At 38.0% G+C, this 13,351-nt stretch carries 15 protein-coding genes and 2 pseudogenes; 7 read left to right on the forward strand and 10 right to left on the reverse strand.

Annotated features, from left to right (window positions below; genetic code table 11):
• Window positions 1–5: 5 nt before the first annotated feature.
• Window positions 6–236, reverse strand: coding sequence for a hypothetical protein (locus tag ACH784_RS07345; protein ID WP_404394682.1), 231 nt, complete (start codon window positions 234–236; stop codon window positions 6–8).
• Between the two features lie 151 nt (window positions 237–387).
• Window positions 388–1,047: a 7-cyano-7-deazaguanine synthase QueC gene (gene queC, locus ACH784_RS07350; protein WP_404394683.1), complete on the reverse strand. Its 660-nt coding sequence runs from the start codon at window positions 1,045–1,047 to the stop codon at window positions 388–390.
• A gap of 122 nt (window positions 1,048–1,169) precedes the next feature.
• Here queC and queE point away from each other — a divergent pair, with 122 nt between their 5' ends.
• A complete protein-coding gene (gene queE / locus ACH784_RS07355; RefSeq protein WP_349286021.1) occupies window positions 1,170–1,835 on the forward strand; it encodes a 7-carboxy-7-deazaguanine synthase QueE in 666 nt (221 codons plus the stop codon).
• 115 nt (window positions 1,836–1,950) lie between these two features.
• Here the strand turns inward: queE and sbcB are convergent, their stop codons facing one another.
• Window positions 1,951–3,420, reverse strand: a complete 1,470-nt coding sequence (gene sbcB, locus ACH784_RS07360; RefSeq protein WP_404394686.1) for an exodeoxyribonuclease I — start codon at window positions 3,418–3,420, stop codon at window positions 1,951–1,953.
• Between the two features lie 442 nt (window positions 3,421–3,862).
• Between sbcB and ACH784_RS07365 the strand changes: the two genes are divergently transcribed.
• The 3 genes from ACH784_RS07365 to ACH784_RS07375 all read left to right on the forward strand — a co-directional run bounded on the left by ACH784_RS07365 (window position 3,863) and on the right by ACH784_RS07375 (window position 6,947).
• Window positions 3,863–5,086, forward strand: coding sequence for a hypothetical protein (locus ACH784_RS07365; protein WP_404394688.1), 1,224 nt, complete (start codon window positions 3,863–3,865; stop codon window positions 5,084–5,086).
• A gap of 20 nt (window positions 5,087–5,106) precedes the next feature.
• A complete protein-coding gene (locus ACH784_RS07370) occupies window positions 5,107–5,952 on the forward strand; it encodes a hypothetical protein (RefSeq protein WP_404394690.1) in 846 nt (281 codons plus the stop codon).
• An 86-nt stretch (window positions 5,953–6,038) separates the two neighbouring features.
• Entirely contained in the window at window positions 6,039–6,947 is a 909-nt protein-coding gene (locus ACH784_RS07375) for a hypothetical protein (protein WP_404394692.1), read from the forward strand.
• A 1-nt stretch (window position 6,948) separates the two neighbouring features.
• On the opposite strand, the gene ACH784_RS07380 is transcribed toward ACH784_RS07375, so the two are convergent.
• Window positions 6,949–7,191 carry an ogr/Delta-like zinc finger family protein gene (locus ACH784_RS07380; protein WP_404394693.1) on the reverse strand — a complete coding sequence of 81 codons (243 nt, stop codon included), beginning with the start codon at window positions 7,189–7,191 and terminating at the stop codon, window positions 6,949–6,951.
• 345 nt (window positions 7,192–7,536) lie between these two features.
• On the opposite strand from ACH784_RS07380, the gene ACH784_RS07385 reads away from it, so the two are divergent.
• Window positions 7,537–7,797, forward strand: a complete 261-nt coding sequence (locus tag ACH784_RS07385; RefSeq protein WP_404394695.1) for a PapB/FocB family fimbrial expression transcriptional regulator — start codon at window positions 7,537–7,539, stop codon at window positions 7,795–7,797.
• A 61-nt stretch (window positions 7,798–7,858) separates the two neighbouring features.
• Window positions 7,859–8,467: a hypothetical protein gene (locus tag ACH784_RS07390; RefSeq protein ID WP_404394697.1), complete on the forward strand. Its 609-nt coding sequence runs from the start codon at window positions 7,859–7,861 to the stop codon at window positions 8,465–8,467.
• A 24-nt stretch (window positions 8,468–8,491) separates the two neighbouring features.
• On the opposite strand, the pseudogene ACH784_RS07395 reads toward ACH784_RS07390, so the two are convergent.
• Window positions 8,492–8,806: pseudogene (locus ACH784_RS07395) on the reverse strand (hypothetical protein); the annotation flags it as partial.
• 240 nt (window positions 8,807–9,046) lie between these two features.
• Here ACH784_RS07395 and ACH784_RS07400 point away from each other — a divergent pair.
• Window positions 9,047–9,289, forward strand: coding sequence for a hypothetical protein (locus ACH784_RS07400; RefSeq protein WP_404394698.1), 243 nt, complete (start codon window positions 9,047–9,049; stop codon window positions 9,287–9,289).
• 107 nt (window positions 9,290–9,396) lie between these two features.
• Here ACH784_RS07400 and ACH784_RS07405 read toward each other — a convergent pair whose 3' ends face one another.
• The 5 genes and pseudogenes from ACH784_RS07405 to ACH784_RS07425 all read right to left on the reverse strand — a co-directional run bounded on the left by ACH784_RS07405 (window position 9,397) and on the right by ACH784_RS07425 (window position 13,222).
• Window positions 9,397–9,795, reverse strand: a complete 399-nt coding sequence (locus ACH784_RS07405) for a 3TM-type holin (RefSeq protein ID WP_404394700.1) — start codon at window positions 9,793–9,795, stop codon at window positions 9,397–9,399.
• 310 nt (window positions 9,796–10,105) lie between these two features.
• Window positions 10,106–10,683, reverse strand: a pseudogene (locus ACH784_RS07410) (phage portal protein); the annotation flags it as partial.
• A gap of 63 nt (window positions 10,684–10,746) precedes the next feature.
• Window positions 10,747–11,346: a hypothetical protein gene (locus ACH784_RS07415; protein ID WP_404394701.1), complete on the reverse strand. Its 600-nt coding sequence runs from the start codon at window positions 11,344–11,346 to the stop codon at window positions 10,747–10,749.
• A gap of 43 nt (window positions 11,347–11,389) precedes the next feature.
• The gene (locus ACH784_RS07420; RefSeq protein WP_404394702.1) at window positions 11,390–11,662 is read right to left on the reverse strand and encodes a hypothetical protein; all 273 of its coding nucleotides are present in this window, start codon (window positions 11,660–11,662) and stop codon (window positions 11,390–11,392) included.
• A 240-nt stretch (window positions 11,663–11,902) separates the two neighbouring features.
• A complete protein-coding gene (locus tag ACH784_RS07425; RefSeq protein WP_404394704.1) occupies window positions 11,903–13,222 on the reverse strand; it encodes a dicarboxylate/amino acid:cation symporter in 1,320 nt (439 codons plus the stop codon).
• Window positions 13,223–13,351 lie beyond the last annotated feature (129 nt).

Here is a 13,351-nt window from a genome sequence, read left to right on the forward strand (position 1 = left end):
AAGTACTATAAATTGCTGATCTTTTTATCAAGTTGATAACCTTCATCAGTCACAATTTTTTCTAGTGTTTCAATACGGCTTTTCAAAGATGCGATTTCATTTTTCATTTCATCTGTGCCCGCGGTATGTTTAAGTGATTTTTCTTTTAACGCAAGGTAGCGTTTTACCCAATCACCAACAACACCTAAGCCAACACAAATGAAAACGATCATCACGATCATGGTTGTTCCTGACATAACTGACTCCTGCTAATTATTCTAATTTTAGAATAGCAGTCTTACATAATCTGGTTAGTGACAAAAGTCAGAGAAGAGAGGATATGGGATAAAATAAGGTTAAAGCATTGTGCAACTGCAATACATTATTGCAGTTGCACAAAATAAAAACTTAAGCTTCGTAAGGAAGTGGGTCGCTTGCATTATTTAATGAGAATGCCTCTAAACGTTCTTGGCAGGCACCACATTTACCACAGGCTTTTTCACGACCGTTATAGCAAGTCCATGTATTGCTATAATCTAAGCCCATATTTAGGCCATCGGTTAAAATTTCAATCTTCGAATTATTTAAATACGGACAAACAATTTCAACTTCTTCGTAGTTAGCGATGCGACACACGTCACTCATCTTTTCAACGAACTCTGGGCGACAATCTGGATAGATGGCATGATCACCTGAGTGTGCGCCATAAAATACTTTGTTAGCTTTAAGTGATACTGCATAGCCAACAGCCAAAGAAAGTAAGATCATATTACGGTTAGGTACAACCGTACTCTTCATGCTTTCTTCTTCGTAATGGCCTTCTGGTACTTCAATGTCATCGGTAAGTGATGATCCGCCAATAAGCTGATTGATAGCAGAGATATCAACAACCTTATGGTGCACGTTTAAATCAGCACAGACACTCGCAGCGACTTCTAGCTCTTTCACATGGCGCTGGCCATAGTTGAACGATAACGCATACACGTCAAAGCCTGACTTAATTGCTTTGTTTAATACTGTGTAAGAGTCCATTCCACCAGAATAGATTACGACGACTTTTTCACTCATAAGATTATTGCCTCGAATTTGATAGAGGTTTGCTTCAGGGCGCGATATACTACACGGCCGCTGAAAAAATAACAATTTTCACGGCCGATTTTTTGAGTTTGCTATGTTGTATTGGAGCTGCTTTGTACAAAGTTAATGAGATTTTTGAAACCATCCAGGGTGAAGCGAGTTTTACTGGTGTGCCGTCGATATTTTTGCGTTTGCAGGGCTGCCCCGTGGGTTGTGCTTGGTGTGATACCAAACAAACGTGGGAAACCAACGACACGTATCTTGTAACTTTAGGCGAAACAGTCGAAAAGAAAGCTGATTCTGAAAAGTGGGCAAATGCTAGCATTGACGACATCATCAATTTGTTCAAAGAGCGCGGTTATTTAGCTAAGCATGTGGTTATTACTGGTGGCGAACCCTGTATGTACGATTTAGTGCCTCTTTGCGAGCAACTTCATGAGGCTGGTTACACCACACAAATTGAAACCAGTGGCACCTTTGAAATCTTGGCACCTGAATCAACCTGGGTAACTGTATCGCCGAAAATCAACATGCGCGGCGGCTATGATGTGCTGACGTCAGCCATGCAAAGAGCAAATGAGATCAAACACCCAATCGCAATGCAAAAGCATGTTGATGAACTTGAAGCGCTCTTCGAGCAAACTGGTGTAAGACCAGAACTGATTTACTTACAGCCAATCAGCCAAAAAGCCAAAGCGACTAAACTGGCTATCGAAACGTGTTTAAAGAAAAACTGGCGTTTATCGGTGCAAGTACACAAATACATTGGCATAAACTAATTATTCACTTGGTTAGTGCTTAAAAAGAGAAAGCCCGTTTTAAACGGGCTTTTTTGTGAAATATTTAAAGTTGAGGAAATTAGCGCTAAAAAACCGTCTTCACTCGAGCTAAGACTTACAAGCTTTGTGCATACATGTACAAAGATTTTAAAATGCTCATTTTCTTTTCGTTACCATCATGCTGATGCAATAAATTCTCTAGCGTTAACATAAAGTCTTCAGCGCCGATAGAAGGGCTATCTTCACCATGCATCAACTTGTTCTGACAATATTTACGCCATACATCTAATTCGTGCGGCGTCAATGTGTGCGGCCAGTTACGGGCTCTGTATCTAAATAGCATAGTTGTAAATTTGGCGTCATCAAACTCTAAATCGAATGAACCTAAAGACTCAGGTGCCGCGTCTCTGATCATCGCAAACTTGGCTTTATCTGCTTTTGAGGTAAAGCCATTATAAAGCTGGTAATCTGGATTCGTTGTGCTGCTAAAGTCTGCTTTATCGTTAAATACTTCGGCTACCTTGTCTCTTAACTCAGGATGTGCTTTTAGCACTTTTAAATTCTCAAGACACTTTTCTCTGTCTATACCTAAACGTGCTGCATTTTCAGGAAGTAGGGTTTTAGCTGGCGCCAAAATAGGGCACTTGTTCAAATGCACCAACTTAAGGCCAACTGGCAATTCATCTTCGCCTAAATCAGCGTGTTTTGTATAAAGGCGCTCACGTAATTGCTCAACGTCTAAATCAAGCAGCACTTGTGGATCTTCAGTTAAGTTAAAACACACCACAGCGTTTTTATTCACTGGGTGAAAGCTCATTGGTGCAATCCAACTTGTACAGCCTTGAGTCGCAGGAATACGTGAAGAAGTATGCACCAGTGGTTGCATGTTATAAACATCAACGAGATCAGCTAATGCCTTCTTATTTCTTAATCCAAAGAAGAAATTAAATAGTTTTGGCTGCTTTTCTTTGATTAACTTAGCCAGCGCAATCGTCGCAGTTACATCGCTCAGCGCATCGTGGGCTGCTGCGTGTTCGATGCCATTGGCAACGGTTAGCTCTTCGAGTTTAAAACTTGGCGAACCATCTTCTTTTAATGGCCACTCGATACCTTCAGGTCTTAATGCATAACAAGCACGAACAAGATCAATGATATCCCAGCGGCTATTGCCGTTTTGCCATTCACGCTCGTATGGGTCATAAAAGTTTCTATACAGTGAGTAACGCGTTACTTCATCATCAAAGCGAATACTGTTGTAGCCAGCCACACAAGTATTAGGGCGACTAAACTCAGCATGGATTTTCGCCATAAATTCAGCTTCAACTAAGCCATGTTTAAGCGCATGTTGAGGAGTGATCCCAGTGATCAAACATGCTTCAGGGTGAGGTAAATAATCTGGAGCTGGTTTGCAGTATTCAATTAAAGGCTCACCGATAATATTCAAATTATAATCTGTGCGAATACCTGCAAATTGACTTGGGCGGTCTTTTTGTGGGCTTGCCCCCCAAGTTTCATAGTCGTGCCAATAGATAGTAGGGATATCTTCAACGTTTTCTTGTGTGTGCTGCTGTATGCTTTCGTTCATAAATTCAGTAACTTATCCATCTATTGTTATTCGAGTAGTATCGCTGTGTTTCTTGTAATTATCTGCAAGTGGGTATATGACTGTGTACACAAAAAATACAAAGTGCGTATAAAAATTTAATGCCTTTTACCGACGCTAACTTGAGAAACCTTGCAAACAAGACAGACGAACCACATTTATTATCTCACAGAGACGACCTACACGTAAAACGTAATAAAAAAGGTACTGTACTTTGGCAATACTATTTATGATGCGAATGCAAGTCAGTGTTTATGTCACTAGGCTTTTATCCAGAGCTCACACTTAAAGACGAACTCGAAGAACTGAATTATTCAAGCTTTATAAGCAAAAGCGTAAAGAGTACGGCTTTTTAAAAAGTAAGGGAAAAAAGCCTAAAGAGCCTAATAAGTTTTTTAGAACATTTAGCCCACGCTTTGAAGCGGTGATCATTGATAAGCGCAAGGGCAGTGCAGCCAGTTATATTGCCAAATATATTTCTAAGAATATCGACGGCTATAAGCTGCTAGACCATCTAGACGACGAAACGGGTGAGGGCTTTACCAAGTTTGACGAAAACGGCAAAGTCATCAAAAACAACATTAACCCTGTTTTGGCTTGGGCGAGTACCTGGCGAATTAGGCAGTTTCAGTTTTTAGGTTCGCCAAGCGTAACCGTTTACCGTGAATTACGCCGAATTCGCACCCAAACCAATAACGAACATATAGAACCCATACGCCAAGCCGCCGATGAAGCCCGCTGGAAAGACTACGTAAAACTACAAGGCGGTATGTGCATTGGTCGCGATGCTAATTTTAAAACTCACTACGAAATAACCAAGCTGGGTAATGACTATGCCGAAACCGTTAAACACATAAAAGGGGTAGTGCATGTACTTAGCAACAGCACACTCAAAACCCGTTTAGTCGAATGGCAAAGGCAACTGAAAGGTACCGCAGCAAAAACCGCACAGGCAGACACTACCCACGTCGGCTCCGCCGACCTATCTTGGACTAGTGGGAATAATTGTACGCTAAGCGCCACGCGGCATAGAGAAGAATTATTGCTCGATATGATCGGTTTTGATGATAAAGAGATCAGAGCGTTCAAAAAGGATATATTGAACGGCTATAAGGTGCGAAGAAACGACCAAATTTATCAAATTAAGGGTGATCAGTTGCTTGTATTTGATAAGCAAGCACAGCTAAAAGAGCGCAAAAAAGAATATACCGAGCATTTGGCGCATTCGCTCGCCCAAAAACAGGCCGACGAACTTAGGTACCAGGCACAAAACACAGCTAAGGCCGATTGGGATGTGCTCAGTATTGAGCAATTAGAAGAAATGAAGCAAAAAGGCCATGTGTTAGTTGGCCGAAGGGTTTACCACATGCAAGGCGGCAAACTTAAATCATTTAAGAAAGTTGAGTTTAATGACCTAGAACAGTTTATTCCTGCAGAACCTACAAACGAACATTGGTCACACGCAAGAGAAGTGATAGATTTGGCATTTACCTTTGCAGAACAAGAGCAAAGGGAACTACCGATTAGTAATAAATTTAATAAAAATCTGCTTCTCATTGGTGATCTTGAATTGGCTGAGTTGGTGCTACAAGGTAGAGCTTCAGCAATAGGCCAAGACGACAGGTGGGATGTGGGGTTAATGGCATAAGAATTTTTGCGAACTCAATTATGACTTTTTTAACTAAAAAAACTTTAAGAAAGACACTTAAAAAACCAGCACCTGAAAGAATTCCAACTGGTGGTGGAGATGAGGTAAATAATGATTTTTACTCAGTATTTCTTATTGAAGACGGAAAGTGGTCGTTAGTAGAAAGTATTGAAGACGATACTTTAGAAGTTATTAGGTATAACTCTGAGACTAATATGAAAGATATTCAAGAGTTTGTACCACTTAGCCATATTAAAAAGAATGATTTATTAATTCGACATTACTACAAGGGTGATGAGTACGAATACAATAGTATTCCTACCTTCTGGCTTAAGGGATTATCTTTTAGAATAGATAAACTACGTACTAACCTGAGGCTGATGTGGGAAGAGTATCAGTTAAATCAATATCAAAAAACAAAACTAATTGTTGATAAAAGGTATGAAATTCTAAGAGATCTACTAAACATGTGGGAAGACAACCCTTCAAGCTTTTGTGTTCTAAATTATATGGAATACAAATATGGTGGAATGATTTTTCTACATGACAGTTTTGATGACATTAAAGTAAAAATTAATTTATATCTCGATAGTTTTGTTTCGGAAGGTGAATTGAATGTTGTTGGTAATAACGAATATATTCTTACTGGAAAGGCTATAAAGTCCTTAGAAAACCGTTTGACAGAAGAGAATAGATATCGTCAATCGTCTAATTTACAGCTTGTTATTATAATTCTGACTTTTGTTATTGCAACGGCTGCACTTTTTCAAGCTGGAATAATCAAAACCGACCCTCTGTTCGATTTTACTTATCAAGGTAAGCTCAAAAATTGTAATGATCTTTCAGGCCACTTAATAACAAAATAATTTAATAAACTTAACATGTTTAAGTGAATTTTTGATAATGTTTAATTGCCTTTAAAGGTAAATAATTTTAAATAAGGAAAATTTAAATGAACACATTACTAAAAAATATATTTGCTTTTTGTATTTTAGCTTTGACCTTAAATAGCCATGCTGTTACAAAGCCAACTTGTTATATCTTCGATTTAGGTTGTGAAGCAGCTTCTAGACTACCTACTGCGGCTGAAGTAAAAAACAATACTGGTTTTGTCTTTGAGCCTAACTTACACAGTCAAATTTATTCACCTGAAACTGGGATTTTCTTTTCACACCCTGATCACCCAAAAACACTTTTTCTAATGTTCAAAGTCGGCAAGGTTGCTGATTATGTTTATTCGTATTCTGGCGACTTTACTCTGGATATTGATGTGGTAATTGATGATGGGAGTGAAGAAGCACCAAAGATAAAATACATATCACATAACCTCCCAAGTAATGCAGATGCTACATCTGACATTAATTTGAGCGATTCGTCTAAAAATTACACCACAACTTTGTTTGTCGGTTCTCCATATAATTTATTTAAAGACCAGGTTTACTTTGTGTCATTTAACTATGATAAAAATATCGGAGATTATTCAGCTCAATTAAATTTTCAGATAGGTCATAACACAAGGATATTTAATATCCATTATCTGGAAATGTTCAAACTGAGTGCTGAGAGTCACTATAGAGGTGCGTATTATCCAGATAGTTTTGTTCAGGTAGTTAAAGCAGGGATCGATACTTACGTCTCAAATTATAGAAGCAAATGTTATGCAAGACGTACTTGGAAGGCTTGCCAATCTTTTGCCTTATCAACGGACCCTTTTTATCAAATTAAGGGAGGTCAATACACTGCTTGGAATAAACAAAAAGCCAGTATTAAACCAAAATCCGCTCATGGTGAATCTTTACTTAAAGATTTATCAAAAAGAATTGTTAGTGAAGCAAACACTAAGGTTTACCCGATAGAATAAGTTATGAGTTTAGCAACTGAAGCTGTTGATTTTTTGATAATCTCTTAATTAAAGACGCGGCCATTTGTGCCGTGTCTTTTCTTGGTGGGTTTAAGTAATGTTTGAATGCGATTGTCGTTACAAATGTTGCCCCACATTCTTTAGTATTTGTACATGAACAATATAAATCAGCAACGTCTGCTGATTGATTCTCTCTCGATGTAATGATTGCTTTGCTTTCACAGTTAGGGCAATTCACTCTCATAACTCTGCACCAAATACCAAAATAAAGAACTGTAATTATATACAGTGGTTGATGTGCTGGCAAACAACCGTCAGAACATCTAGCCAGAAACCAAAGTGCCAAAAAAATCACTCCTCCTCGCCTTCCGCTTTCGCACAAAAAATGCTTCAAATTGACAAGCCTAGTGACAGCCATATTAAAGCTAAGCCAAGTAAATAAAGGATCTAGAAGATTATTGTAAAGGATCTGAATGTCAAAGTTGTGACACGGTTTGACATGAAAGTGACAACAAAACCCTAAAATTCATTGTAAAAATTGAAAATCAAAATAAACTTAAATAATTATGACTTAACTCATAGCTATTTTATGAAATACTTATTTAAAGGAATGCAAACCCAAGAGCGCTTTGAGCTGCTTTTATCGTTAACTCGAATACAAAGTGAGAGTTTGATCAATGCGCTTAACGATTACTTAGTCAGAGGTATGGATAAAAAAGCGGCGGCACTTGCAAATGGTGTTCAAATGCCAAATTTTTCTGTGGCGATAAATACATTAGAAGAAAAGGCAGTTATTGTAGAGAAGATTAAAGAGTTAGATTTAACTAACTTCGTAAAAAAGGCTCGTTAGTTGAGCCGTTATTAACTAAAAATGCTCTAGGATGACATTTTTAATAAATTAAGGATAACCAATGGAAAAAAGTATTGTAGCTTTTCTGAAAATCACACCTTTTAGCCCCGAGTTTCATTCATTTGCAATAGCTGTTATTGCAGTTTTCGTCGCAGTGAGAAAGTTTTCCTTTGAGCGTTATAACTCAAAAAAAGACAGGATATCTGAGTTATTATGTGAAATCGAAAAGATAGGTACACCAAAGTACCATTATACGATTGAGCAGCTATTTCTAAATAGATACGGCTTTATAATTGATTATCCGGTCATAAATTTTTTACTTCGATCAAAAACGCCATCAACTGACTTTCTAAATTATGTTTACGGTAAAACTTACTTGATATTTTGCGCTGAACACAAAGTGTTTAAATTAAAAAACGCCATGATAATCAAAGGCTTTTGTTTTAAAAAATGTTTTTTTCTTTTGATATCGGTGTCTTCAGCTTATGTTGCGTTTGCAGGAATATTTTTGATTGACTACCTTGAATTTGATTTTTCGAATCGTGGTCGTCAGGGGTTTATATTGTACATCTTTACATTAATTAACTTTATGGTAATTTCATATACTTCATTGAGTACATATTTTAGGTTAAATCAAGCATTAAAGTTGTATAGGAAATATAAAAAGTAGGTAACTTTCATTGCATTTTATTGGTTATCTTTTGCGACCACCCCAAAAAGCCCTAAACAACCTCATAAGCCCAAGTGTTGAAACGGCAATACCAACAAACTCGAAGTACCAGGGCGCACCATCATAGTCCATTGCTTTCCAGCCTGCAGCCATAAAGGGTTGCATGGCTGGTATAAAATGGCAGACAAATAAACCTAAGAAGAACAAAATAATGATTTCATCCATAAAGGTTTTGTCACGGTTCTTGAGAACCAGTAAGTCATAGTCAGCGTCGTTTTGCTCTGCTTGCTCACATCGTCTTGCCTTTGCATTAAATTGAGCAATCTCAAAGTTGCTTTCTGATTTGGAAGTTTCATCCGCAATGTGTGTTATCTCTCAAGAGACTCTAGATAAAATTTATGGGTAGTTCCTTTTTTAGATAAAAACATGTTGACTGCATTAGTTTTTTTCAATAAAAATAGATGTGACAGCAATATTGTGAAGAAAATATAATGTTTCAAGGTTGGTTTTATCATTTATTTACTTCTACATGCAGTTTTGTTGTTTTTTGTTAAAGATATTAATAACAGGAAATTAATAATGTCACTAAAAATCAAATTAAATACTAAAACGCTTAAGAATTTATCAAGAGATTCTCGAGCTATACCTGGTGATTTAACCCCTCAAGTAGTAGGTGGAGGTCTTACTCCTAATACTACAAACTTTCAAACTTATTGGGGTTGTGGTGGAACTGGTACCGGTGGTGGCGGTGGTGGTGACGCGACTAGAGACAGTAATTGTATGTCTATGGAAGTTCCAAACTGTAAACATAAAGGTTATTAAACAAAGCGCTTTTTATGTTTCAACACTTTAATGAAGTTCAATCATTAATTGTTGATGAATAATAGACATTAATAATCAAAATTAATGTCTATTTTTAAAAAATTAATTTACTTACTCACGCCTTTCAGTTTCTCTACTGTACGCAACCCAGCAAGGCCGAGCATTGCAAGCGTAAGCTCAAGCATTACAGCAAGAGGTATTTCGGGCTTGCCCATTTCAGGAAAGAGCCAAGTGAGAAGGGGGTTGATCACAAAGGCAAATAAAAAGCCGAAGCCACACACCCACATTAAGAAAGGTCGAGCACCCGCAGCAAAAATGCTGCGGTGTGCTGCCTGCACTTCATTCACTTTGGTTTGGGCCAGTTGTGGCCTTTGCGCTAGTTGTTGCTTTACAGTCTCAAGAGTTAACTCTTCTTCTTTTGAGGTAAACAATTCGTCGAGTACATCTCCAACTGCTTTAACTGGTTCAGCGGTACCTACGTTGAAAATATTTGATAGCCAGCTCATCACTTAACCCTAAATTTATCAATCATGTTCATCGGATCTTTACTAAACCTTTGCCCCAAGTTGTTCAGGCCATTAAAGAGGTGCGGGGCCAAATATGCACCGACACCAATAAAGCCATGTCGGGCGCTTTCTGCCACTTGCCAAAAGTCACAAAAGCTTGATACCTAATAAGCCGCGAGTAGTGCCATGAGCGCATTAAAAAAATAACGGCCAAAAGTAAACGCGTGTGGAGATAAGTAGAGTTGGACAGCAGCCGCGGCCATACTAATAATCACAAACTGTATAATTTGTTTAAGGTTGATAAAGTCCATTATTCGGCATCCTTGCTTGGGTGTAAGTCAGAGTATTCAGGTATTGCAAAATCAATGTGTAGGTGGCTAGGTAAATAGCGGTTAATGCCTTGCATGGTTTGTTGCAGTGGCACAACCTCGTTGTTGTAGTAAGCACGGGTGATTTTATCTAAATCACCAAAGCCCGGTGAATCGCCAGAGCTTTGACCGCTCAATGCTTCTTGCGCTCGGTGCATGCTTAACATGTCGTTAAGGGTGATTTTCTTAATGCGTTCAAATTCGTCTTTTGTAGATATGTCACCAACTGGGGTGCTCGTAATCAACTTCTCTGCATAGGCTTTGTTACTGCGAAAGTTAAAAAACAAACTTCTAAAGTTACCAACGCCTTAACTGTCTTTGATGACGCTTTTTAATTTGTTCTCGTCCTCAACACTTAAATCTGGGTCGGCCATACTGAAGATAAAGTCCATGTGTGCACCGTTCTTGTAATAACGGCGCCTTTATTAAGCAACGCGCTTTGAATGCCGCCATAATATTCGGGTATGCCGTAAATACCTTGTGCCCTGTCGTACTTTACTTCACCAAGCTTAAATCTAATTATACGTAAAAAAAGCGCCCTCAGGCGCTTTGAACTTTAACATACATTACTTTGGGATAATGGTTAAATCTCTGCGTGATGGAGTAGGGTGTCTACTATGTCACTGAATTTGTTTGCGGGTTTGACGGTGTTGATATTTGCGCCGCAGATTTTTGCTAAATCGATAAAATCAAAATAACCAACAAATGATGAGTTTGTATCATCAATTACTAACAAAAAGTCTGCGCCACTTTGTTCCATTGTCTTAACAAGATTACTGACATTAGATTGTTCGACTTGTTTAAATGAAATTTGCTGTAATGACTTAATTGGGATCATGATGTCGCCGACATTTAAGTCTTTACGATGGCAATTAAGTCTATCTGCAATGGTTAAAATGTAACGACTGCCTATTCTTGCATTTGAAATTAGCCCAACAATGTTGTTTTGCGCATCAACTACAAAACTCACTTTATGATGCGTACGATTCAATATTAGGCTTGCTTCGTCAATGTCAGCACCAAGATCGATGTGTTGAATTGGGTTAAGTATTAGATTGCGCATTAGCTGTAATGCGGGCTCGTTACCTTCAAGTAATTTTTGACTTGAAGCGTAAGGCAATTGTTCAGTTGCAAAAGTTAAGTTTGCAGCAGGCTGAGTTTTAAGAGTAGTAAATGCGTTCATAAGTCACCTCTGTATATAAATTAATAAGCACGAAAAATCGGAATTAATTTAGTAAAGGTGGGGCTCTTATTACTGAGTGATGCGTTGAAAACGATGAGTGGATATCGTTATAAAGAAATTCAAAAAGTTCAGTAGTAGCAACAGAAGTTGGAACTTTGCTGATAATACCATCGTCAAGATCGTTTAAGTTTGAATTATCAAAATCACAAACTACAGAGCTTACAGATGGCACAGTGTCGTACTGAACAGCTTTCGCTGTTGATACATTTAGTAAGCTGATAACGCAAAGTAGCGCAATAACCTTAACTATGTTCATACAACACACTCGAATTAACCAATAACTACAATGTATGGGCTGTTTACGCTAAACACAATAGTTTATTTGTAACAGTGTATATACTAATACAGAATAAATTTCTGTGCTCTGTTACCCATGCATAAGATAAGTATAGCCTTTGTTTTAAAATTTTTACGTAAATTAAAAGAAAATAAAGTTTTTAAAAACAAAAAAGCCCTGACTGATTGAACAGTCAGGGCTTTTTTATGCAGCTTAAGATTAATCAATTTTTTCTAATGCTTTCGCTGCATTTGGGTCATTGAAGACATGTGTATCGAATTCGTTTTCAGATTTAGCAACAACACATGTAACCATACAGTCACCTGTCACATTTACTGCTGTTCGCGTCATATCAAGCAGTCTGTCAACACCCATAATGATAGCAATACCTTCAACAGGTAGGCCTACTTGGTTTAATACCATTGCAAGCATGATAAGGCCAACACCAGGCACACCTGCAGTACCTACAGAAGCAAGCATAGCAGTAAGAATAACCATAAGGTAATCACTGATAGTTAAGTCAACAGCGAAAACTTGCGCAATAAATACAGTCGCTACACCTTGCATGATGGCAGTACCATCCATGTTAATAGTCGCACCAAGTGGAACGGTGAAAGACGCAACAGAGTTGTGTGCACCAAGTTTTTTAGTGGCTGTTTCTAGGGTTACTGGCATAGTTGCACTTGAACTTGATGTGCTGAATGCAAACATACATGCATCTTTCATTTTAGTTAAGAATGTAACTGGGCTTAAACCCGTTAGAACTTTTAAAAGTGCAGAGTAATTGATGAGTGCGTGAATAAATAAAGCAGCTAATACAGTGAAAAAGTACTTTGCTAACCCTAGGATTAACCCCATTTCAATGGTTGTGAATAACTTAGCCATTAAACAGAAAACACCAATCGGCGCTAAGTTCATTAAAATCGTCACAAGTTTAAGGACAACCGTGTTTAAGTCATCAAATACTTTAGCCACACGCTTTCCAGGCTCACCACTCAGTGCCATTGCAATACCAAATAAAAGTGCAAACACAATAACTTGCAACATGTTACCTTCTGCCATCGCATTGATTGGGTTAGTAGGGAACATGTTAATGATAACTTGAGTCAGCGTTGGGGCTTGTTTTGCGTCGAATGCAGCTTCGGTCGGCACGTCATAACCTACACCTGGGCTAACTAACAATGCGAGCGAGATTGCAACGGTGATTGCGATAGCTGTGGTGGTTAAATAAAGTGCGATTGATTTACCACCTAAACGTCCTAATTTCTTAGGGTCACTCAAACTGCATGTACCACACACTAAAGAAATGAAAACTAAGGGCACAACCAACATTTTTAAGCTGGCAATGAAAATTTGTCCGCCTATATGAAATAAACCGTCTACAAAGAAACCTTTAACGGCTAAATCAAATAATCCTAGAGGAATTAAAACGTCTTCTTTATCACCAAGAATAAATTGGAAAAGCAGGCCTAGAAAAACACCCGCGACCATGCCCAGCATGATGCGAGTGGTTAAACTCATCTTGTTATTTTGTGTCATATTATTTATTAGATTTTTTCAAATTCTTAATAGCCTACCAGCATGGTGCCCTGAGGCCAAAAAAAAACGTCAAATAGTTAAGAAAAAGTTGTGATTTTTAATCACTTTATAAGGTAACATGGGGAAGAT

The sequence above is a fragment of the Pseudoalteromonas phenolica genome, assembly GCF_044788725.1.
GTDB classification, from domain to species: domain Bacteria; phylum Pseudomonadota; class Gammaproteobacteria; order Enterobacterales; family Alteromonadaceae; genus Pseudoalteromonas; species Pseudoalteromonas phenolica_C.